The sequence below is a fragment of the Hymenobacter qilianensis genome (genome assembly GCF_014489555.1).
GTDB lineage: Bacteria > Bacteroidota > Bacteroidia > Cytophagales > Hymenobacteraceae > Hymenobacter > Hymenobacter qilianensis.
The window spans coordinates 2,937,393-2,959,562 of record NZ_CP060784.1 but is presented as its reverse complement, the minus strand read 5'-3'; the positions used below and the strand labels follow the sequence as shown (position 1 = coordinate 2,959,562).

The 22,170-nt window shown below is 55.6% G+C and carries 21 protein-coding genes and 3 pseudogenes; 15 read left to right on the top strand and 9 right to left on the bottom strand.

What is annotated here, in order from left to right; translation table 11 throughout:
* The first annotated feature begins 153 nt into the window (after window positions 1–153).
* The 4 genes and pseudogenes from hppD to H9L05_RS13660 all read left to right on the top strand — a co-directional run bounded on the left by hppD (window position 154) and on the right by H9L05_RS13660 (window position 5,116).
* A pseudogene (hppD, locus tag H9L05_RS13675) lies at window positions 154–1,286 on the top strand (4-hydroxyphenylpyruvate dioxygenase).
* 209 nt (window positions 1,287–1,495) lie between these two features.
* Window positions 1,496–3,231 (top strand): annotated as a pseudogene (locus H9L05_RS13670) (phospho-sugar mutase).
* Between the two features lie 136 nt (window positions 3,232–3,367).
* Window positions 3,368–4,531: a porin family protein gene (locus H9L05_RS13665; protein ID WP_187731439.1), complete on the top strand. Its 1,164-nt coding sequence runs from the start codon at window positions 3,368–3,370 to the stop codon at window positions 4,529–4,531.
* Between the two features lie 78 nt (window positions 4,532–4,609).
* Window positions 4,610–5,116, top strand: a complete 507-nt coding sequence (locus H9L05_RS13660; protein WP_187731438.1) for a hypothetical protein — start codon at window positions 4,610–4,612, stop codon at window positions 5,114–5,116.
* A gap of 32 nt (window positions 5,117–5,148) precedes the next feature.
* On the opposite strand, the gene H9L05_RS13655 is transcribed toward H9L05_RS13660, so the two are convergent.
* The 8 genes from H9L05_RS13655 to H9L05_RS13620 all read right to left on the bottom strand — a co-directional run bounded on the left by H9L05_RS13655 (window position 5,149) and on the right by H9L05_RS13620 (window position 13,254).
* A complete protein-coding gene (locus tag H9L05_RS13655) occupies window positions 5,149–6,831 on the bottom strand; it encodes an ABC1 kinase family protein (RefSeq protein ID WP_187731437.1) in 1,683 nt (560 codons plus the stop codon).
* A 187-nt stretch (window positions 6,832–7,018) separates the two neighbouring features.
* Window positions 7,019–7,525 carry a phasin family protein gene (locus tag H9L05_RS13650; RefSeq protein ID WP_187731436.1) on the bottom strand — a complete coding sequence of 169 codons (507 nt, stop codon included), beginning with the start codon at window positions 7,523–7,525 and terminating at the stop codon, window positions 7,019–7,021.
* 238 nt (window positions 7,526–7,763) lie between these two features.
* Window positions 7,764–8,756 (bottom strand): alpha/beta hydrolase, encoded by a 993-nt coding sequence (locus H9L05_RS13645; RefSeq protein ID WP_187731435.1) that lies wholly within the window; start codon window positions 8,754–8,756, stop codon window positions 7,764–7,766.
* A 42-nt stretch (window positions 8,757–8,798) separates the two neighbouring features.
* The gene (locus H9L05_RS13640; protein WP_187731434.1) at window positions 8,799–9,056 is read right to left on the bottom strand and encodes a hypothetical protein; all 258 of its coding nucleotides are present in this window, start codon (window positions 9,054–9,056) and stop codon (window positions 8,799–8,801) included.
* 27 nt (window positions 9,057–9,083) lie between these two features.
* Window positions 9,084–10,250 (bottom strand): lysophospholipid acyltransferase family protein, encoded by a 1,167-nt coding sequence (locus H9L05_RS13635; RefSeq protein ID WP_223284428.1) that lies wholly within the window; start codon window positions 10,248–10,250, stop codon window positions 9,084–9,086.
* A gap of 90 nt (window positions 10,251–10,340) precedes the next feature.
* Complete coding sequence (locus H9L05_RS13630) at window positions 10,341–11,636, bottom strand: aspartyl protease family protein (protein WP_187731433.1); 1,296 nt, start codon at window positions 11,634–11,636, stop codon at window positions 10,341–10,343.
* Window positions 11,637–11,705: 69 nt separating this feature from the next.
* Entirely contained in the window at window positions 11,706–12,788 is a 1,083-nt protein-coding gene (locus tag H9L05_RS13625) for an o-succinylbenzoate synthase (RefSeq protein WP_187731432.1), read from the bottom strand.
* 190 nt (window positions 12,789–12,978) lie between these two features.
* Window positions 12,979–13,254, bottom strand: a complete 276-nt coding sequence (locus H9L05_RS13620; RefSeq protein ID WP_187731431.1) for a KGG domain-containing protein — start codon at window positions 13,252–13,254, stop codon at window positions 12,979–12,981.
* A 391-nt stretch (window positions 13,255–13,645) separates the two neighbouring features.
* Between H9L05_RS13620 and egtB the strand changes: the two genes are divergently transcribed.
* The 9 genes and pseudogenes from egtB (at window position 13,646) to H9L05_RS13580 (ending at window position 19,706) form a co-directional block, all read left to right on the top strand.
* A complete protein-coding gene (gene egtB / locus H9L05_RS13615) occupies window positions 13,646–14,950 on the top strand; it encodes an ergothioneine biosynthesis protein EgtB (RefSeq protein WP_187731430.1) in 1,305 nt (434 codons plus the stop codon).
* A 100-nt stretch (window positions 14,951–15,050) separates the two neighbouring features.
* Window positions 15,051–16,018: pseudogene (gene egtD, locus H9L05_RS26895) on the top strand (L-histidine N(alpha)-methyltransferase).
* Between the two features lie 5 nt (window positions 16,019–16,023).
* Window positions 16,024–16,275 (top strand): hypothetical protein, encoded by a 252-nt coding sequence (locus tag H9L05_RS13605; RefSeq protein WP_187731429.1) that lies wholly within the window; start codon window positions 16,024–16,026, stop codon window positions 16,273–16,275.
* Entirely contained in the window at window positions 16,272–17,060 is a 789-nt protein-coding gene (locus tag H9L05_RS13600; RefSeq protein WP_187731428.1) for a pyridoxal phosphate-dependent aminotransferase, read from the top strand. The genes H9L05_RS13605 and H9L05_RS13600 overlap by 4 nt, the downstream gene beginning before the upstream one ends.
* Window positions 17,027–17,176 carry a hypothetical protein gene (locus H9L05_RS13595; RefSeq protein WP_187731427.1) on the top strand — a complete coding sequence of 50 codons (150 nt, stop codon included), beginning with the start codon at window positions 17,027–17,029 and terminating at the stop codon, window positions 17,174–17,176. The genes H9L05_RS13600 and H9L05_RS13595 overlap by 34 nt, the downstream gene beginning before the upstream one ends.
* A gap of 96 nt (window positions 17,177–17,272) precedes the next feature.
* Complete coding sequence (locus H9L05_RS26220; protein ID WP_317174962.1) at window positions 17,273–17,644, top strand: MATE family efflux transporter; 372 nt, start codon at window positions 17,273–17,275, stop codon at window positions 17,642–17,644.
* 11 nt (window positions 17,645–17,655) lie between these two features.
* The gene (locus H9L05_RS13590; protein WP_317174961.1) at window positions 17,656–18,633 is read left to right on the top strand and encodes an MATE family efflux transporter; all 978 of its coding nucleotides are present in this window, start codon (window positions 17,656–17,658) and stop codon (window positions 18,631–18,633) included.
* A gap of 112 nt (window positions 18,634–18,745) precedes the next feature.
* Window positions 18,746–19,333: a DUF922 domain-containing protein gene (locus H9L05_RS13585; protein WP_187731426.1), complete on the top strand. Its 588-nt coding sequence runs from the start codon at window positions 18,746–18,748 to the stop codon at window positions 19,331–19,333.
* A gap of 22 nt (window positions 19,334–19,355) precedes the next feature.
* On the top strand, window positions 19,356–19,706 hold the full coding sequence (locus H9L05_RS13580; RefSeq protein WP_187731425.1) for a tRNA-binding protein: 351 nt from the start codon (window positions 19,356–19,358) through the stop codon (window positions 19,704–19,706).
* Between the two features lie 159 nt (window positions 19,707–19,865).
* Here H9L05_RS13580 and H9L05_RS13575 read toward each other — a convergent pair whose 3' ends face one another.
* Window positions 19,866–20,264, bottom strand: a complete 399-nt coding sequence (locus H9L05_RS13575; protein WP_187731424.1) for a DUF4296 domain-containing protein — start codon at window positions 20,262–20,264, stop codon at window positions 19,866–19,868.
* 37 nt (window positions 20,265–20,301) lie between these two features.
* Here H9L05_RS13575 and H9L05_RS13570 point away from each other — a divergent pair, with 37 nt between their 5' ends.
* Both H9L05_RS13570 and H9L05_RS13565 read left to right on the top strand, forming a co-directional pair.
* Window positions 20,302–21,204 (top strand): DUF58 domain-containing protein, encoded by a 903-nt coding sequence (locus tag H9L05_RS13570; protein WP_187731423.1) that lies wholly within the window; start codon window positions 20,302–20,304, stop codon window positions 21,202–21,204.
* Window positions 21,205–21,342: 138 nt separating this feature from the next.
* Window positions 21,343–22,167 carry a hypothetical protein gene (locus tag H9L05_RS13565; protein WP_187731422.1) on the top strand — a complete coding sequence of 275 codons (825 nt, stop codon included), beginning with the start codon at window positions 21,343–21,345 and terminating at the stop codon, window positions 22,165–22,167.
* Window positions 22,168–22,170: the final 3 nt, after the last annotated feature.

Here is a 22,170-nt window from a genome sequence, read left to right as displayed (position 1 = left end):
GTGCGTAGGATTCGGCAATTCTGTTTCGGGTCCGACACCGCAGAATTTTGCCCCCCAGCCTACCGGACTGGCGTGCTTGCCCGAACGATTTAGGCTAAACTCTTATTTTTACCAAACTAACATTTTTCTCACCCGATTTCCACCCCATCCGCTATGCAGACGATGACCTCGCCGGCCGTGCAGGCCCACCCCGCCCACGACTTCCTTCCCCTGAACGGTACCGATTACGTCGAGTTTTATGTCGGCAACGCCAAACAGTCGGCCTACTATTACCAGGCTGCCTTCGGCTATGAGCTGGTAGCCTATGCCGGCCCCGAAACCGGCCTGCGCGACCGGGCCAGCTACGTGTTGCAGCAAGGCAAAATCCGGTTGGTACTCACCACTTCCCTCCTTCCCGACTCCGACATTTCGGAGCATGTGCGCAAGCACGGCGACGGCGTAAAAGTGATGGCGCTGTGGGTGGATGATGCCCGCAAATCCTTCGAAGAAACCACTAAGCGCGGCGCCAGGGCCGCTTTCGAGCCCTATACCATCAGCGACGCAGATGGGGAAGTAACGCTGTCCGGCATTTATACTTATGGCGAAACCATTCACACGTTTGTGGAGCGCCGCAACTACCGGGGGCATTTATGCCGGGCTTCGTGGCCAAAACCAGCTTGGTGCCCCAACAAACTCCTGTGGGCCTCCTGCACGTGGACCACTGCGTAGGCAATGTGGGCTGGGGCGAGATGAACCAGTGGGTGAAGTTTTACGAGGACGTGATGGGCTTCAAGCTCCTGCTCACCTTCGACGACGAGGACATTTCCACCGAGTATTCGGCCCTGATGAGCAAGGTGGTGAGCAACGGCAATGGCTACGTAAAATTTCCCATCAACGAGCCGGCCGAGGGCAAGAAAAAGTCGCAGATTGAAGAGTACCTCGACTTCTATCATTCGCCCGGCGTGCAGCACATTGCCATTGCCACCAAAGATATTCGCCACACCGTCACGGAGCTGCGCCGCCGCGGCGTAGAGTTCCTGACCGTGCCGGCCGTATACTACGACGACCTGCTGGAGCGCATCGGCAGCATCGATGAGGATTTGCAGACGCTGAAGGATCTGAACATTCTGGTGGACCGCGACGAGGAAGGCTATCTGCTCCAAATCTTCACCAAGCCCGTGGAAGACCGCCCCACGGTATTCTATGAAATCATTCAGCGCAAAGGCGCCAAGAGCTTCGGCAAAGGCAATTTCAAGGCCCTGTTCGAATCCATTGAGCGCGAGCAGGCACTGCGCGGCAACTTGTAAAATCTGTAGCAAGGCGCTCAAGAAAGACTGTCATGCAGAGGCGAAGCCGAAGCATCTCGCGTGTTTGGTGAGAATACTAACCTCACTTCCACACGCGAGATGCTTCGGCTTCGCCTCTGCATGACGTTCTTTTGCTAGGCTGCTTTCAGTAAACCTCTTTTCTTTACACTCGTTCTTCAGCCAAACCGCATCTAATCTCTTTTCTCCCAATGGCCATAACCTCCGACGTTCAGCAGAAAATAAACACCTGGCTCAAAGGCAACTACGACGCCCAAACCCAAGCCGACATCCAACAGCTGCTAGACAGCAATCAGGAAGAAGCCCTGAATGACGCCTTCTACCGCGATCTGGAGTTCGGGACCGGCGGCCTGCGCGGCGTGATGGGTACGGGCTCCAACCGTATGAACCGCTACACCCTGGGCATGGCTACCCAAGGCCTGTGCAATTACCTGCTGGACTCATTTCCGAGTCAGGAAATAAAGGTGGCCGTGGCCCACGACTCGCGCAACAACAGCTCCGAGTTTGCGCGTATTGCTGCCGGTATTTTTTCCGCCAATGGCATCACGGTTTATCTGTTTGAAGCCTTGCGCCCCACGCCGGAGCTGTCGTTTACCATCCGTCATTTGGGTTGCCAGAGCGGCGTGGTTATCACAGCTTCGCACAACCCCAAGGAGTACAACGGCTACAAAGTATACTGGAACGACGGCGCCCAGGTAGTAGCCCCCACGACACGAATATTATCCACGAAGTAAATCAGATTCAGAGCGTGGATGCGGTTAAGTTCAAGGCCGTTGAGTCGCGTATCCACCTGATTGGGGGGCAAATTGACGATGCATATCTGAGCGAAGTCCAAAAGCTCAGCATCAACCCCGAAGCCATTAAGCGTCAGCACGACCTGAAAATCGTGTACACGCCTATCCACGGCACCGGCATTACGTTGGTGCCAAAAGCGCTGGAGCGCTTCGGCTTTACCAATGTCAGCATTGTAGAGGCGCAAGCCACCCCCGACGGCAACTTCCCAACCGTGCAGTCGCCCAACCCCGAGGAAAAAGTAGCCATGCAAATGGCCCTCGACCAGGCCCGCGAGCTTGATGCCGACCTTGTTATTGCCACTGACCCCGACGCGGACCGTGTAGGCATCGGCGTAAAAAACACGAAAGGCGAATGGGTTCTGGTAAACGGCAACCAAACCGCCGCTCTGCTAACGTATTATCTGCTGTCGGCGCGCCAGAAAGCGGGCAAAATGACGGAGCAGGATTTCATTGTGTATACCATCGTAACCAGCGAAGTGCTGGGTGATATTGCCGAGGCCCACGGCGTGAAGTCGTACCAGACGCTGACCGGCTTCAAGTATATCGCCGGCCTCATCCGTAACCTGGAAGGCAAGGAAACCTATATCGGCGGCGGCGAGGAAAGCTACGGCTACATGATTGGCGACTTTGTGCGCGATAAAGACGCCGTGTCGGCCTGCGCGATGCTGGCCGAAATGGCCGCCGTAGCCAAAGACAACGGCCGTACCCTGTATGAGGAAATGGTGCAGATGTACGCCACCTACGGCCTCTACCGCGAAGACCTCATTTCTCTCACTAAAAAAGGCCAGCGCGGCGCCGAAGAGATTCAGGAAATGATGCGCGACCTGCGCGCTCAGCCGCCTCACACTATTGCCGGCTCGCCGGTAGTAGAAATCCGCGACTATCATACGGGCATCGTCCGCAACCTGCGCAACGGGCAGGAAACACGCACTGGTTTAGAGGCATCCAACGTGCTTCAGTTTATAACCGAAGATGGCAGCAAAATATCCGCCCGCCCCTCCGGCACCGAGCCAAAAATCAAGTTCTATTTCAGCGTAAAACAGCCGCTCGATTCAGTAGATAAATTCGAGCAGGGCTACGAAGCGCTGGGGGGCAAAATAGCCAGCATAATTGAGGATATGCAGTTGAAGTAAATCACTGAAATAGTGTAGATAGCAAGTAGCCCGGTAAGCGTTTTTGCCGGGCTACTTGCTATTTAAATACATTTATTTATTGCGTGCATTCTTTTAAAACATACGCTTCGTCCAATACAAGCACCCTTTCCTGTTAATGAAAAAACTTTTACTATTTGCTATTTCTTGCTTGATTTTCAAGGGTGTAAATGCTCAAAGCAATGGACCTTATTATGTAGTAACGGCTAAAGGCGACACGTTACGTGGACGTGTACAGCTTGTTGGAAAACAAAACAACAAAGTGCGTCTCTACCGCCCAGGCATAGAGCCAATTGAGTTTGGCGCCGAAGAAATCAGCAGCTACGGCAGCAATACCGGGCCCGTCAGAGTTAGTAAAAAAATTGGTTTAGGTGGCCCCTCTCAATTTCTGGTTCCACTCGTAGTAGGCTATGCTAGCTTGTACACTGCTGAGAATGAGAAGCAAGAAAAGCTGTACTATTTGCAAGTAGCCGACTCCGCCCATGTAAAGGTGGTTGAACGGGCTACGCATCAGCTTACGTTAGCCCAAACGCTACCTGGATGCCCATCGCTCAACTTTGGCTCCGATGAAATTCAAAGCCGTTATCCCTATACTACTCAGGGAATGATTCAGCTCATCATGGCTTACAACCAGTGTAGTCACCCAACACAACCTAGCACTGTAGTTAAGCATGCGTTAGGTTGGCAAGCTTCCTTCGGCGTGAAGGCAGGTATTAACAGTTCAAGGTTTGACTTGGATGGAATATCCTACGCTGGTTTTGGTGAGCGGAAAGACGCAACTGGTTATCAGGTAGGTGCTAGTGTCAATTTCTCTACCCTAACGCATTTCTCGCTACAACTGGAAGCTAATTATGTACAGTTGCGGGGCTCCTATGGCCCCTATGAACTTTATTACTATAACCTCGGGAATCCGGAGAATATCCACACGATTCGCATCAATTATTCTCAAATTCAAATCCCTTTATTAGTACGTTACGAGTTTGGGCAAGGTGTGTGGCGGCCTTACTTGAACGCAGGCCCAAATGTGGCAATCAAAATCAGTGACTCCTCGGCAGACACATTTGCCCCTACTACTAGCCCGCAGAGTGACCCCATCGAAGTAAGTAAACGCGCCTTTGGTGTAGCAGCCGGAGGTGGAATTATGATTCACCGGCCTTCTTCACCTATTCTTAGCCTTGAGATGCGCTATAATAGAATGAATCATGGAGTCGCACATACAGGCTACGCTGTGCATTTAAGACGACAGCATTCTATTCATCTGGTTTTAGGTATTGCTTTCTAAAAGTTGTACGAAGTAGAAAAGGCCAAGCTTTAAATAGCTTGGCCTTTTCTACATTTATTATCTATTTCCACGAAACCTATGACTGAAAACTCTACCGTTATTATTAAGCCATCTAGACCTTCTAATGCTGTATTCATATTAGGTCAAGCCAGTGTATGGCAAGCGTTACTACTGGCAATAGGAGGATTGTATGTCATTTATCACGGCTATATGTTTCAGGGCTTTATCGCAATTATCATTGCGATACTAACCGGTACTACACGTAAAGGAATTGAGGTAGAAACAGACGCCCAGCGTTATCGTTTTTTTACCCTAATACTAGGATTTAGAATTGGTGAGTGGGAAATATTGCCGAATGTTCAACGCGTAATCATGAAGTATTATTCCGACTTAGTGACGCACGGTAAACCTGGCCGTATGCGGACTGACGCGGACCAACGCTACATCATTATGTTTTCCATTCCTAATTCTACAGAAGGAGTAATCATCCATAAATCGTATGGCCGCCAGTCTGCTTTAGATCTGACTTATGCTCTCGCCGATTTTCTTGGTGTAGAAGCAAAGGTTTATGACAAAGTAGTTTGAGCATTTGCTTTACAAAGCAAATGCTTAATGATCTAGTCTCGCGGCTTCCGCAGCCCCATTATCACCAGCACCAATAATAGAAAGCCCGTTACGCCCAGCCCGAACCACGTCAGCATGGGAATGCCGCGGTGATAGGCCATTTCGGCTGAATATCTGCCCATCAAGCTCAGACCTGAGAACAGCAGAAAAGCCACGGCCAGCAGGGCAATAATTGTGCGGCTCACCAACTGATCGGCTTTGCGCAGCAGCGACTGATAACCGCCCAATTCTACTTTCACCCGCAAATCACCGCGGGAAATTTTGCGCATAATCTGCCGCACATCCGTGGGCAATGTGCTCAGCAAAGACAGGAGCTGCACGCCCGTATATTGGGCTTCGCTCATCAGGTTTTCGGGCGAGTATTGCTCGGCAATGATGCGGGCGCCGTAGGGACGCACAAACTCAAATGTGTTGAATGACGGGTGCAGCACCTTGCCGATACCTTCCAGAATTACCAGCGCCCGCAGAATCAGGAAAACGGCCCCCGGCACCTGCAATTTGTAATCGTAGATGATAACTTGCAGGCGGTCGGCGAGGTCCGACATGCTCATCTCCTTCACGTCGAGTACCGTAAAGTCCTCAATCAGCTCGTTGAGGTCGGCTTCGAAGCGGCGCATATCCGGAATTTCGGCGTGGAGCGCGAGGCGGCGGAAATTGAGCGCCATGCTGCGTGCGTCCTGCCGCGCCATCCCGATAAACACGCCGGCAAACGCGTATTTCTGCTGCTTGGTGAGCTTGCCTACCATGCCGAAGTCGATGAGCACGATGGTGCCGTCGGGCCGCACCAGTACGTTGCCGGGATGCGGGTCGGCGTGAAAAACGCCAAACTCAAAAATCTGAGTCAGGTAGATATCCATGCCCGTTTCGGCCACTTTAGCCGGGTCGAGGCCCCATTCCAGCAGCTGCGGCTTGTTGGATATTTTGCAGCCGCTCACAAACTCAATAACCAGAATTTTGCTGGTAGAGAACTCGCGGTAAGGCTTCGGCACATAAAACGTCTCGTAGTCTTCGTAGAGCTTGCGAAACTGGTCCATGCTCCGGGCCTCTGAGGTGTAGTCCAGTTCCTTGGTCATGCTGCGCTCGAAGGCGTCTACAATATCTTGCGGATTGCTCAGGCCCTGCTTGCGCAGAAAGCCGGCCGTGAGGCGCACCAGCTCGCGCAGCAAGCTCAGGTCGGTGCGGACTTTCTCCTGCACGCCGGGCCGCTGCACTTTCACCACCACTTCCTCGCCCGTGAGCAGGCGCGCCCTGTGTACCTGCCCGATGCTGGCCGAACCCAGCGTCGTATCATCAAACTCGCTGAAGACTTCCGAGATGGGCCTTCCCAATTCTTCCTCGATCAGGCGGCGAGCCGTGACCACTGGGAAGGGCGGCACGTCACTTTGCAGCTTTTCAAACTCGTCGATCAGGGCCTCGGGAAGCAAATCGGGGCGGTTGCTCAGGGCTTGGGCCAGTTTGATAAACGTGGGACCTAGTTCTTCAATAATCAAGCGAATGCGTTGCCAGCGGTTGGTGTCAAACACCGTTTTCTCCGCGTGCTGCCACGATACCCGGCGTCCCTGCGGCACTAAGCGGCGCAGCGCCGTACTGGTTACTACATCCTCAAACCCGTAGCGCACCAGCACCTCCATTACCTGCCGGATGCGGCCCAGATTAGAAATCGTGTTTTTGAACATGCCCGAAAAAAGAAGCCCGTGAAAAGGTAGCTTGGCCAGCCTCGACAGGAAAGGTAAGCAAAATGCCCCCAGCAAAGCAAAAATCAAAACTGCACTGCTGCTATTGCAACACGTAGTGTTTGCCTACGAAAAAGCCAGCGCCCGCAGAAGCGGCGCTGGCTTTTCACGCGTTGCGCTAACAGCAGAATTACGAAGCGCTGGGGGCGGCGCTGCTGCCACTGTCAGCAGCCTTTGGCGCATCTTTTTTAGCGGCTGGCTTGGCGGCACCTGCTTTTGCAGCGGCCGATTTCTGGGCGGTGCCAGCGGCGCCGCTCACTTTGTCGGCGGCCTTCTTGGTAGCACCAGCGGCTTTGGCCGTAGTGCTGGAGGCAGGCTTCGCGCTGCTTTTGCTGCCGGAAGCAGAGCTGGTTGCCGCTTTAGTGCCACGCACACTGCGCTTTAGCTCCTCTACGTCGGCGTTGGAGGCTACACCCACACCTTTCATGAGGCGGTTGGCGATGCCCGTGATCTGGGCTTCCAACTCCTTACGCTTGGTGTCGGTGTTCTTTTTCAGATCGTCCATGATTTTCTGCCCCTCCTTCTCCGACAACTTGCTTTCCTTCACCAACTTATCGATGGTGGTTTGGACACGGTCGTTGGTCAGCGATACAAAGCCAACGCCTGCATTGATGAATTTTTTAAACAGATCTTCCATGTTGTTGGGTTAGTTAAAAGGAGGTGAAATGAAACGAAAAACGGCGTTGCGGTTTCGCTCGCCGGGAAAAATAGTATGCAAGCCGACTACTTTCGACAAACCTACGAAAACATAGCTATATAGTTGGTGCTGAGGCAGAAATTTTTCAAGCTCCTTATCACAGCCATGCTATACTATCAGGTTTGGGGGGCTTTTTCACCTATTTAAAGTGCCCGGGGGGCTTTTTTTCGTCTCCATTTTATGCGGCCCTTTTGCGGGGGCGCGCCGCACTTGCAATGACTATCGGGCTAGTGGGCCTGAGAGTGGGCAAGTGCAACACAACCGGCTGAGTTGCCCAGATGCTATCTACGAATATGGCTACACCGTCCAGGGCTTCGCGGGCTTCGGGCAACAATCGCCAGAACAGGTGCCACCAGTGCACTAAGCCTGTAAATGACTGTAAAGTAACCTCTACGCCCGCTGTGCGGGCTTTATCGGTGAAGCACAATACGCTTTCGCACAGCACTTCCGAATCTGATATTTGAATGAGCAGCGGCGGCAACCCGTGCACCGCGGCGCGGGCCGGCGACACTAACGGGTGAGAAAGAGGCGTTTCGCCGGCGTAGTGAGGGCCCCAGCCGCGCATTTCAAGCGCCTCCAGCAGCTGGGTTTCCTCGCGTGCCACCCGGCGCAGCAGGGCATCGGGCATATCGAGGTCGGTCCAGGGAGAGAGGCCGACGGCAGCAGCCGGCAAGGGCTGGCCTTCTTCGCGCAGGGCAATAAGCAAGGCCAGCGCCAAGCCGCCGCCGGCCGAGTCGCCGGCCAAAATGATGTTGTGGGGGGCAAATCCTTGCTTCAGCAGCCAGTGGTAGGCCAGCAGGGCATCGTCGAGGGCGCCGGGGAAAGGATAGTCGGGCGCTTTGCGATAGTTGATGGCTAAGGCATTGGTATTGCAGCGTTTGGCTAGCGTGCCCACCAGGCTCCGGTGGGTATTCAGGGAGCCCAGCACGTAGCCGCCACCATGCAGGTACAGCATCACCCGGTGCGGATTGGCACCAACAGGGCGGGCCCACTCGGCACTCATGCCTTCAATCGTTGTCTTTTCGAGGTGAACACCCCACGGCATAAACTGAAACAACGAGCTCATTTCCATGGCTAGGCGCATGGCTCCAAGGCCGGGCCGCCGCCGGGCAAGGGGCCCGGTTGCCGCCGTCAGGATTTGTTTGAGCAGTAAATGCTGGGTGGAGGGCATTTTTCTTAATTAGTAATTAAGAACTAGTAATGAAGAATTTCTTTATGTGTTTACGCCAAATTTCTTTTCAATCTCTCTCGTTTTAACAAACATCTTATAGATATAATCACACGCATCATTCTCAGAATCAAAACTTTTCTCATCGTTTCTTCCCCCTCGTTCATCTAAATAAAATACTTCCCATTTATAGTAGTTACGAACTAATACTACAGTATCCGGTGTCAGCTCGCCAAACAATGAATAACTTTTGGATTTGACTCCTAATAAATCAAGCTGTCTTTTTAATTCACTTGTACTCATGACTCGCCAATTATTAATTGCTAATTCTTAATTAATAATTGATTTCCCAATCCGATGACCTTTGTAGCCCCGGATAGCAATGGGTATCCATCCTAATACGGGAATGAAGAAAGTGAGGGTGAAGGGGTTGCGCCAGATCATGCGCAGCCAGGAGCCGGGCTTGGTGAGGCGAAGATCTACACCCTCAGGACCTCGCTCGGCATACTGGCGCTCAAACTCCCGGAAGAGCTCGGGCCAGGCGAAGGGCAGAAAGAAGGGGAAGTAGCTCCAATTGGCCTTTATCCTTTGCCAAAGCTCGCCCCAGCGGTACGGCTGCTGCCCGTGGGCACGCACGGCGGCATCCAGCTCGGTCTGCATTTGTTGGCGCACCTGCTCCGACAGCGCCAAGTAATCTTCGCGGGTCAGCTCGCTGGGGGGCTTTTCGGTGAGCTCGTAGGGCTTGATGCGCGTGCCCAGCACAAAGGTGAGCTTGGCCGGGTAAGCCAGATAAAAAAACCAGGGCTGAAGCAGCACCATGATAATAATGGGCCCCACGGGAATAAAGGGAATACCAATCTTCTTGGTCCATTTATTCAGCCAGTCCCAGCTGTAGGCGTAGGGGTTCAGGTATTCCCCATTCACGGTATAATAGGGCATAATATCGGTGCGGTGCTCGATGCCGAGCCGGATAATGCTGGTAGCGAGGCGCTGCAGCTGATACTTGCGGTTGAAGCCTTTGCCAATGCCCGGCACGCCCTCGGGGTAGAGCATCAGGTTGTGGTCGTTGCAGTACATCATCGTCTCAAAATTGAGCGTGGTAGCATCAACACAGCCGCATTTCTTCCAGAAGTTCGGTATCAGATACGGGTTCATTAGCACCGACTGGGAGAGCATAGGCGCTGAAAGGGGCCGCGGTAAGTGGTACATACCAGGCAGGATGCGCAGCAAGTGCGACAGGGCCACCATCGCATCCCAGGGAAACGCCATGCCCGAATGGTTGCTGGCAAAAAGCAGCGGGCGCTCCGGGTTATTGCGCTGCGGATAGTTTTCGAAACCCACCAGCTTGGAGCGAAACCACACCCGGTCGAGTAGCTGCAAAAGGTGCTTATCTACCGCTCGCACGTAATCCTCGTCGAAGTAATCGGAGTAGATATGCTGATTAGCCAGGATGGCAGGCGACGGTAGCGGCAGCGCGGGCGAAGGGGCCGTTGGCATCAGGCGAAAAGCAAAGTAGGTGGGCTTCTAATGTAGTGGTTTTACGGGCAATTTGTAAGCAAGGTCAACCGCCGCCGATTGCTCAGATGGCTAAATCTGACGCCTCAGACGCACACTGGTTGTAATCAACTCACCATTGGCGCGGCGCACGATGAACAGGAGCTGGCGGCCATCGTCGGAGTGCAGAATCCGGCTGATCTGAGTGAGCGAAAGGCCCGCGACGGGTATCAGATTGATGGCGATAATCTCGTCGGTGGGCTGCAGACCGGCTTCGGCGGCCGGCGAGCCTTCTTCTACTTTGAGAATAATATATTTATGATAGTCGGAGCCGGTAGCCAGCAAATCCAGGCCGCTCATGTCGTGCTCGAAAGGGTCGCGGTAGAGACTATTGGGGCGCAGCCAGAGCTGATTACGTGAGTAATCAATGATAATATCAAAACGCTTGAGCAGCTCCAAGCCGATGTTGCCATTGCGAAATACCTCTGCCCGGTGGCTTACATCGGCAGCATCGGGGAAAGAGGTAACCAAGGATTTGACCTTGTATTTACCTAGCTGCAAAGAGGTTACTCGTCCCAAATACCCATTGATCAGGCCATTGAGCCCCCGGCCCAGCTGCGACCGCACCCGCCGGGGCGGCAGGGTAAGGCGCGGGTCGGAGGCAGTTTCGAGCGACAACGCGTGGCCCGCGCCGGTGTCGAGCACGAGCTTGAGCGGCAATTTCAGCGAATCGTGCACCACGGCCTCGGTACGCAAGTAGGCTTTGCTGCCTTCCAGATCGATGCCCATCGTAGTCCAGCGACGCCCCTTAGGTGCCCGAAACGACGCAGGATTAATGAGGATTACCCGGGACTCGGCGGGGTGAATGCGCACCACAAAGCTGCGGAAGACATCGTAGCCCAGAATGCCGTGAATGGGCATACCCACGTAGCCCGACAGGTTGAGCACGTCGCTGGAAAGAATCAGGAACGTGAGTGCCGGCGCTACCACCTTTCCATCGGCTAAGGTTACGTGCACACTATCGGTCTGGAAGGCTTCCAGGGCCTGATCCTCGCCGGCCCCGGCTACGCGAAAGCGCTGCCCCAGCCGTAGCCCCAACTTCGTGCGCAGCGTCGGGTCGGTGAGAATGGACGTACTCACGCCGGTATCCAGCAGAAAGTTGAAAGGCCCCTGCCCGTTGAGGGAAGCGCTGATAATAATCAGGTTGCGCTGCATTTCTACGGGCACCGTGAGGCTGCGCGTGCGGTCGCTCTTGAAAGCGAACAATGCTGCTGTGGACTTAGCCGGCTGGCCAGTGGCTGTTAAGCTTAGCAGCAACCCCAAAAAAGCCCCCCAGCCCCGTAGGGTTCTACCTAAAAGCAGCAGGGTAACGAGCCAAGAGGCAATCATGTAGGGAGGGTGGTGGGTTGGGTAAGTTACTGAAAAAACCGCCTTACCACCAGTTCTCAACAACCTATGTTAGCACGGAATTTCCCACTCCCCTGCCGGGTCATAATGCAGGTGGCCGGATGCTATTCGGAGCGGTGCCGCCACGTTGTTATGATAAAGCTGGCCCGTGCCCAGCCCTTGGGGAAAATCGGGGCGAACGTACTCGCCCGCTAGCTGGCTAACGGCATTCAGCCCCACATTCGACTCCAGGGCCGAGGTCAGCCACCAGTCGGCATTATGGGCCTCTGCCGTGCGCAGCCACTGCCGCGTAGCATGCAGCCCGCCCACCAGCGTAGGCTTGATGATAATGTAGGCGGGCTGAATCTGGGCAAGCAGCGCGTGTTGCTGCTCGGGCCGCGTTACGCCAATCAATTCTTCATCCAACGCAATAGGAACCGGCGACTGCCGACACAGGTCCGCCATAAGCGCCGGCTGTCCGGCGGCAATGGGCTGCTCAATGGAATGCAAATCGAAGCGGGCCAGCTGCTCCAGCTTGCTCAGGGCTTCGTGGGGGGCAAATGCACCGTTGGCGTCCACGCGCAGCGTCAGCTGCTCGGGGCCAGCCACGGCCCTGATTTCGGCCAGCAGCTGTAATTCAGTGGCAAAATCAATTCCCCCGATCTTCATCTTCAAACAGGAATAGCCATCGGCCAGCTTTTTCTGAATCTGGGTTTGCATGAAGGCCGCTTCGCCCATCCAGACCAGCCCGTTGATGGGAATTCCGGCCTCGCCCCTGCTGAAGGCATTGTCGAAAAGCTGGCGCCGGCCGCCGTGCTGCCAGTCCAGCAGAGCCGTTTCGAGGGCGAACCGCAGCGCGGGCCAGGTTGGCTCTACCAGCTCATCGACCAGCTCGTTGGTAGCGCTGGGGGGCAAATCGGGGAGCTGGCAGCGGTTGAAAGCGGCGCATAACGCGGCTACGCGCGGCTCGAAAGCTAACCCAAAATCGGGGCTGAGACCAGCTAGCGGCGCTGCATCCCCTATACCCAGATGCTCCGGCTGCGCCGAATCGCGCAATAGCAGGTAATAGGCTACATGCTCCGTAAGCGCACCGCGCGAGGTACGGGCCGGAAAGTTGAAGCGCAAGGCGCGCTGGCAATAGGTGAGATGGAGCATTAAAAAACAGGAAACGATGTTTCTTAAAACATCATGCTTCGTATCCTCAGCATGACAGACACGTTGGAACATATTCAACCATCGGACAAGTAACTAACAAAAAAACCAGCCTTCGCGCTAAGCGCGGAGGCTGGTTTTTAAAGTCGGCGGCACCACTACGGGAGCAGTGCCGTCGTTACATCAATGGAAACTATCGGGTAGCACCGCCCTGGTTGCTCCGTCCGCGGCTCGCCTGACCCCCCTTACGGCCGGCGGCGCGGGCTTCCTCTGATGTAAACCGGTGGCCGCGGCCGCTTTCGTGCGAGGCTTTACCGCCTTCGCTGGCGATGCGGCGCTGTTCGGCAGGGTCCATGGCAGCGAAGCCGCGCAGGCTTTTGCCTGAAGAAGTTGTCTGCTTAGCCGCACCAGTGCGGCCAGAAGATTGGGCTGCGGCAGAGTCGCGCTTGTTTTGCTGGTTCGTTATCATAGCGTTGAGAGTTAGGGAGAGTTAAGTGTGTTATTTAAATCGCGTGCAAAGGAGTGCAAAAGGGAGGCGGAACCGCTTATAAGTTGAACGGGATACCGACAGTAAGGATAGCGATTTCGGAAGCAAAAAACGCCTTTACAGCTCAAAATACCGCTTTGTACCGACGTGCGCTCCGTAGTCGAGCTTGCTATAAACGCGATAAGTACCCGCTACTACTGTCGTGCTACGTACTAGCCGCGAAGCATCATTTACATAGTCTTTTTCGAGCGTTTTAATCCGGTATTTTCCGAAGTATTAGAGCCGATGAATTGGGCTCTAAGCCACCAGAGGCAAAACCCGTCGTCGTTTTTTCAGTTAAGGTTAATAAGTAGTTAACCCCACTCCCTTGTCTATGTCTTCCTCCGTATTTGTCCCCCAGATCGTCGCCGAGCCCGCGCTGGCGCAACTGCCTGTCCGCTACCACGCCGTGCGGCAGCAAACCGAGGAACTATGCCGGCCCTTGCTGCCGGAAGATACCGTGGTGCAGCCCATGCTCGATGTGAGCCCGCCGAAGTGGCACCTGGCGCATACCACCTGGTTTTTTGAAACCTTCCTGCTACGCGAATATCTCACTGACTATCAAGTCTTTCATCCTGATTACGCTTACCTGTTCAACTCCTACTACAACTCGCTGGGCAGCCGCGTAAACCGCGCCGACCGGGGCACGATCTCCCGCCCTGCCCTCGCCGATGTGTACGCCTACCGCGCCCACGTAGATGAGCACATGGCGCGCTTGCTTACCACGCTCGCTGCCAACGATTTGCCCCCCAGCTTCGCCGAAATCTTTGAGCTGGGCCTTCAGCATGAGCAGCAGCACCAGGAACTGCTCGTTACGGACATCAAGTACATTCTGAGCACCAGCCCGTTGGCTCCGGCGTATAAGTCGGCGCCAAAAGCAGCGCCCACGCCCGAGCCCACCCCGGCTACCTGGCTGCCGGTTGCGGGAGGCGTTTACCGGATTGGGTTTGAGGACGAAGGCTTTTGCTTTGATAATGAAAAAGCCCCCCACGACACCTATGTGGCTGATTTCTCGCTGCAAAACCGCTTGGTGACCAACGGCGAGTACCGCCAGTTTATGGAGGCCGGTGGCTACCACGATTTTCGCTACTGGCTGGGCGAAGGCTGGGACTTAGCACAGCAAGCTGGCTGGGAAGCACCGCTGTACTGGGTGCAGAAAGAGGGCGTGTGGCACCGCTTTACGCACCACGGCCTGCAACCCATCGATTGGGCCGCCCCCGTCACGCATATCAGCTTTTACGAGGCCGATGCCTATGCTCACTGGACTGGCTATCGTTTGGCCACTGAGCAGGAATGGGAAATAGCCGCCCGTCAGTTTCAGCCGCAGATTGAGGCCGGCAACTTCCTGGAAAGCAACCTACTCGACCCTCAACCACTTCCCGCCGATGCTGACCCCGAGCAGTGCCATCAGCTGTTAGGCGACGTGTGGGAATGGACGTATTCGGCTTATCACCCGTACCCCGGCTACGAGCGCGCCGCCGGCGCTTTAGGCGAGTATAATGGCAAGTTTATGCTGAATCAGCTGGTGCTACGCGGCGGCTCCTGCGCCACTTCCGCAAGCCATATCCGACTCACATACCGCAATTTCTTTCACGCGGATAAGCGCTGGCAGTTCACGGGTATCCGCCTGGCACGCTGAGTTTTGACTACCATTCCTGGTCAAAGTCTCTAAGCTTATTATAGCTGCGGAGTCAAGCCGAAAATACTACTGATATATCTGTCGTCTGTAACTGCTCTTTATGCCCCACCTTGCCACTGCCACCACCGAACTTGCCCGTCATGTAGCGGCTGGTTTGCAGAAAACACCTAAAACGCTTTCCTCTAAGTACTTCTACGACGATGCGGGCAGTGAGCTGTTTCAGCAGATTATGGCGCTGCCAGAGTACTACCCAACCCGCACGGAGTTTGGCTTGCTGACTACCCATCGGGCCGCCATAGCCGCTGCCCTGCGTCCGACTTCTGACGAGCCGTTTTACCTCATAGAACTAGGCGCCGGTGATGGGCTCAAAACCAAGATATTACTGCGTGAGTTACTGACACTGGGGGCCAATTTTAGCTACGTACCCGTTGATATTTCGTCGGGCGCTTTGGATGGGCTGGCAGCTAGTCTGCGTACCGAGCTGCCCACACTGCGGGTAGAGCCGGTAGCCGCCGAATACACGGCGGCACTGACGTTGATGGCCGCCCGGCCGGGTCGCAAGGCGGTGCTGTTTCTGGGGTCGAATATTGGCAACTTTTCCCCTTCCGACCGCCGCGAGTTTCTGCGCGCCCTCACCCAGCCTCTTTCCCCCGACGACCGCCTGCTCATCGGCTTCGATCTGCAAAAAGCCCCCGCCTGATCCGTGCCGCCTACGACGATGCGCAGGGCGTAACAGCGGCCTTCAACCTCAACCTGCTTACCCGCCTAAATAGGGAGCTGGGGGGCAATTTTGACTTGGCTTATTGGCATCACTACACCGATTATGATCCGATTGCGGGGGTCGTGCGGTCGTTTTTGGTCAGCACCTGCGCCCAGCAGGTGCATCTGGAAGCGCTGGCTCAAACCATTGATTTCGCGGCCTGGGAGATTATTCATACCGAAAATTCATACAAATTTACCCGGCCCCTCATCAGTCAGCTAGCGACGGAAGCGGGGCTGGAAGTGCAGAATTTTTTCACCGATGAGCAGGCCTATTTCGCTGATGTAGTCTTGGCTCCGCAAGCATAAAACCCGTGGCCGCTTTGCTCCCCGATTCCTTACAGACCGCACCGCCCGCTGCGGCGAATTTCCCGGCAGTTATCAATCTGGCTTCGGGCTACGGCAATTTTGCTACGCCAGCAGTAGCCGCGGAGCGGGCCATAGCCGCTATCCAGGCTGACCGCCTGCTGCAGGGGCCGGTGGAAGGCTTGCTGGCGCTGCGAGAGGCAATAGGAGTCAATTTTCATCGCCAAAATGCCCCCAGGTCACGCCCGTCCATATTATGATCACGCCTGGAGTGAAGGCGGCGCTGTTTGCATTGTTGAAAACCATTCTGCGCCCCGGCGACGAGGTGTTAGTACCCACCCCCAATTGGTTTGGATTTGGTGAGTTAATCACGCAAGCGGGCGGTATCATTCGCCCACTCCCGCTTGCCCCGTCCGATGGCTACGCCTTGCCACCCGAGGCATTGGAGGCCGCCATTACGCCCCGCACTCGGGTGTTTCTCTTCTCGAATCCGAACAACCCAACGGGCCGAATCTACCAGCATGATGAGATAGAGGCGCTGTTAACCGTCACGCGCCGCCACCCAGGTTTGTTTGTTCTTTCCGATGAGATCTACAACCTCATCAATTTCAGTTCGGCTCCGGTGCCTTGCCTGCTGGCGTTTCCCGACCCACACGGGCAGCACCTGGTCGTGAATGGTTTCTCCAAATCGTTGGCGCTGATTGGTTGGGGCGTGGGTTATCTGGTAGCGCCGCCAGCCGTAGTTCAGGCCGCTGCTGGGGGGCAATTTGCCACCGGCGCGGCCGTACCGGTGCCAAACCAGCACGCGGCACTGGCGGCTACGGAGCATAGCGCGGCCATTGCGAAGGAGCTGCTGGTGCAATTAGCTCCCACCCGTGCTTTGCTGCTGGAGGCCTTGTCGGCGCTGTCTGGCGTCCGCTTCGTGGAGCCGGAAGGCACGTATTACGTTTTTGCTGATTTACGGCATTTTTTGCCCCCACTCAATTACCGGCAGAAGCTTCGGCTGCATTGGTGGCCAAGCTCCGGACCGGCGGGGTGGATGTAGTGGATGGCGCCACCTGCGACGCTCCGGGCTTTGTGCGCATCTCCTACGCCCTACCGGAGCCAGAATTGCGGGAGGCACTGCGGCGTTTGCAAGTGGTGCTCCTGGAGCAGAAATAGCAGGTAAGCCAGCAGTAAGATACCTGTTTACTAGTATCTGACTGATTCATAGCCCGAATTAGAGGCGTACCTTTGCGGCTCTTTTTCTGCTTCATCATGCCGCTCACCGCTGTTCGTCCGCATATCAAACCCATGCTGCTACTGGCTTACCCAGTAATACTGAGCCAATTAGGCCACGTGCTGGTAAACGTAGTCGATAGCGTGGTAGTCGGCCAGACCGGCAAAGTAGCCTTGGCGGCCGTGTCGTTGAGCGTGAGCGTGAGCACCGTGGTGATGGTGCTGGGGCTGGGTTTATCGATGGGTATCACGCCCCTGGTGGCGGCCGCCGATGGCAAGCGTGATATGCCCCTGCTGGGGCGGCTGCTGGTAAATGGTGTGTTGCTCAGCACCCTGGCTGGCGTAGGATTGGCTGGTTTAGGGTTAATAATTGCCCCCAGCTCCGCTACCTCAATCAGCCTGCGGAAGTAGTGGCGTTGGCAATGCCGTGGGTACGCCTCATCTTCCTGTCGTTTCTGCCCCTGATGATTTTTCAGGGCTTCAAACAGTTTGCCGAGGGGCTTGGCCTTACGCGGCAGGCCATGTATTTGTCAGTGGGGGCCAATTTGCTGAATGCCCTGCTGTGCTACATGTTCGTGTTCGGTAACCTTGGCGCCCCGCAGATGGGCATGATTGGAGCGGCCTGGGCCACGCTCATTTCCCGTGTTCTGATGGCCATCCTGATGGCTACGTATGTGTTGCGGGCGGCCCGCCTGCGGCCCCACCGCGAGGCAGCGGCAAGCGGGCTGGGCCTCCACGGCCCCACGCTGCGCCGCCTGCTGGGTTTGGGCTCGCCTATTGGCGTGCAGATGATGTTTGAAATGGGCGCGTTCAGCTTTTCGGCCATCATGATTGGCTGGTTGGGCACTACCAGCCTTGCGGCCCACCAAATTGCCATCAATGTGGCTTCGGCTACCTACATGGCGGCCAGCGGTATTGCGGCGGCGGCTACCATTCGGGTGGGCAATATGCGCGGCCTCGGCGACGCGGAAGGTGCGCGGCAGGCTGGCTTTACCGCCTACGGCCTCACGTTCCTGTTTATGAGCCTGATGGCTCTGATCTTGATCTTGGCCCGCGACTTTATTCCGTACTTCTACAACAACGATGCGGCCGTGGTAGCGCAGGCGGCTACGCTGCTCTTAATTGCGGCGCTGTTTCAAATTTCGGATGGCTTGCAGGTAGTAGGGCTGGGCGCACTACGCGGCCTGGAGGATGTTAAAATTCCTTCGCTGGTGGCTTTGCTGGCTTATTGGGCCGTGGCGTTGCCGCTGGGCTACTTCCTTGGCTTTAAGCTGAATATGGGCGCAATCGGCATTTGGATAGGCTTGCTTACAGGCCTTACGCTGGTAGCCGGGCTGTTGCTCTGGCGCTTCCGTCAGCATAGCGCGGTGCCGGTGCCGGCCGCTATGGCGGTGCATTAAAGCCAGGCTGGCATTATTTTTTAGAAAGAACGTTTGCACGCAACCGGCAGGTAGCTGCGTTCATACCCCAGAATCGCTTTTCTTTCCTAAAAAGCCCCCAGACTCCTCTCTTATGTTGCATGGCTTATCGCTTTCCTTTATTTCCCTTCTGCTGCCTTTCCTGACGGTTGTTAGCCCACCCCAAAGCACCCCGGCACCGGCCGATGCGCCTGGCACCATCGTTTGGTCGGCGAACCGGCCGCTTACCTGGGCCGACTTTAAGAGCAAGCCTACCCCGGCCGACCGGCTGGCGGCTCTTACCTCAGCCACCATTGATGTAAAGGCGGGCTGCGTCGATTTCAAATTCACGTCTTCGGTGCAGGCCGTATTCGTACCTACCGAATCATGGGTGCGCAACTCAGCCACGGCCACGCCCAACTTGCTGCGTCACGAGCAGATCCACTTCAACATAACGGAGCTGCACGCCCGGCGCATGCGCCAGAAAATAGCGCTGCTTAAGCTGGACTGCAAACGCCTGCAACCCGCTTTTAAGAACGCAACCAACGCCATTTTTACGGAGTGGCAAAAAGAGGAAGCACGCTACGACCAGGAAACCAACCACGGCCTGAACCTGGACCGTCAGAAAACCTGGGAGATTCAGGTGAAGCAGCGAATGGCTTTGCTGGAGCAGTACGCGTCTAAGCCTACGTCCGCGAAATAGTTGTTTTTGCTACTTTTCGGGCATGGAAACATCCTTAGCTCCGCTTACCTGGTCAGAGTTTGAGCGCGTTGATTTGCGTGTCGGTACGGTGTTAGAAGCCCGAACTTTTCCCGAAGCACGCAAACCCGCTTATCAGCTGTTGATCGACTTCGGCCCCGAGATTGGCACCAAACGCTCCAGCGCTCAGATTACCCGCCATTACCAACCCGAGGATCTTGTTGGCCAGCAGGTGCTGTGTGTGGTTAATTTTCCGGTTAAGAAAATTGGTCCCTTCCGTTCGGAAGTGCTGGTCACCGGCGCTGCCGACGAAAACGGTGATATCGTATTGGCGTCGGTGGCAGGCGCAGTGCCCAATGGCAGCCGGCTGATATGATTCTTAAATAAGCATTAAGTCAACGAGGCCATTCGGCCGTCATGCAGAGCGGAGCGAAGCATCTTGCGTGTTTACTAAGATTAGTAATCCTTCATCAGCACGCGAGATGCTTCGCTCCGCTCTGCATGACGGCCGAATGGCGATTAAATAAAAAACTTCTTACTGCCGACGCTTGGCGGCTTCCGCCTGATCTTTGGCCCCCAGCTTCGCTTCGCGGGCTGAGAGGCTGTCAATTACGGCGCCATAAATGTCGTCCAGGTCTTTGTCGTGGATGGCGTAGTAGCGGTAGCTGCGCTGAAAAATGGTGTCGGTAACGTTGTAGCGAGTAAGCAACTGACGATGCAGCAGGTTGAAGGCAGCGCGGGCCGAGTCGGGGGGCAAAGCGGCGGCATCCACGCGGCTCTCGTTCAAATGCACGTCTATGAGCATAGCCACCATTTTGGCTTTAGGTAGCAACGGCTGTGGCGCCAAGGGCTCTTCGGGGCGCTGACACTGCGTAAATGCCAGCACTAGCAGCAGAGTCAGGGTAGATAAAAGGGATGCAGGGAGCTTTTTCACAACGGCAAAGTTAGGAGGAACCCGTAGTTTAGCTGAAATGAATACCGCCGACCTCACTCCGCTCCAGCAACTCATACGTAAGCTTCGGCAGATGGAGATACGCATCATCAAGACAGTGGATGCGCAGCTGCAGGGCAATTTTCACTCCGTCTTTAAAGGAACGGGGCTTGAATTCGACGACGTGCGCCTCTACCAGTACGGCGATGAGGTGCGGGCCATCGATTGGGCCGTATCGAGCAAAGGGCACGGCACGTTCGTCAAAACCTACAAGGAGGAGCGCGAGCAATCAGTTCTGCTGCTGCTCGATGTGAGCGCCTCCCAGCAAGTTGGCGCGGCCGGCCGGCGTAAGCTCGATGTGGGCCGCGAAATCTGCGGCCTGCTGGCGTTGGCGGCGGCCCGCCAGGATGCACAGCTCGGTATCCTTGCTTTTTCCGACCAGAAGGAGCTGTATTTGGCCCCCGGAAAGGGCATCCGGCATGCCTATAGCCTCATTAAGCGCCTGTTTGAATTGACGCCCCGCTCCCCGCGTACGGCAGTAGGGCCCGGCATCAAACAGGCCTTGGGAATGCTGAAGCGCCGTAGTATTGTGCTCCTGATTTCGGATTTTATCGACACCAACTACGAGCGGGAGCTGACCATGCTGGCCCGCAAGCACGACTTGGTGGTACTACAGTTGCTCGATAAGCGCGAACGGGAATTTCCGCCGCTCGGCATTGTGCCGCTGCATGATCAGGAAACCGGCCGTACCATGTGGGTAAATACTTCGTCTGAGTCGTTTCGGGCGCGGTATCGGGCCACGTATGAGCAGAACCGCGAGCAGATCGGGCAGATCTGCCGGCGCCACCGCACGGAGTTTTTATCCATTGCCACCGACGCCGACTATGTGACGCAGTTGGCCAGCTTGTTTCGGCGGCGCAATCAGCGGGGCGGCCGTGCGTAAGGTTTCAGCTAAAAAAAGCCCCCCAGCCAGGCTATTGTGGAGCTATCTACAGTCGATGGCACTTAGCGCAGGGCTGCTGTTTCTTCCGTTTTTTGTGCAGGGTCAGGAATTGCCCCCGAGCAGCCACAGGGGCGATTTTTGCGCCAAACGGTGCGCGTGGGAGAAATCGTGAGCTATGAGCTTACCTTTCGGCACGACCCCAAGCTGGAGGTAGTGTTTCCTGACTCTACGGCCGCGTTTAAGCCTTTCGAGTATGTAGGCAAAACCTTCCAGCCTACGCTCACCCGCCGCGGCCGCAGCTTCGACCGCACCGTGTATCGGCTCCGCACGTTCAGCCTCGACTCGGTGCAGCGCCTGAGTCTGCCGGTGATGATTCTGCGCGGGCACGACACGCTGACGGTCAACACTTCAGCTGCCAGTATTCGACTGGTACGCACGGCGCCCGTGCCAGAAGTTATTCCGCCCACTACGCCCGTGCTGAAGCAGAACACTACGTTACTGCCGGTAGATGAGGCTTTTAACTACCCGTTTTGGCTAGCTGGGTTGGGCATTGCAGTCCTTGTGAGCGCGGGCTTGTGGTTTGGGTTTGGCAGCTACTGGCGCCGCCGCTACCAGCTCTACAAGCTGCGCAAAAACCACGCGTACTTCCTGGCTCAGTATGCGCGCCACATCGAGCGGTTTGAGCTGTCGCGCTCCCTCACCAATATGGAGCGCGCCATCACGCTCTGGAAAAATTACCTCACAACCCTCGAAAACAACACCATCAACAGCCTCACCACGCGCGAAATTGTGGCTTACTATCAAAACGACGTGTCGGTGAGCCGCGCCCTGCGCATTACGGATCGGCTGATTTACGGCAATCAGTTCAACGAAGACGATACGGAAACCGGCACCGCGTTCGACCTGCTGCGCGACTTTGCTGACCGGCGTTATACCTTGCTTAGCGGAGCTGCCCGAAGCTGATAA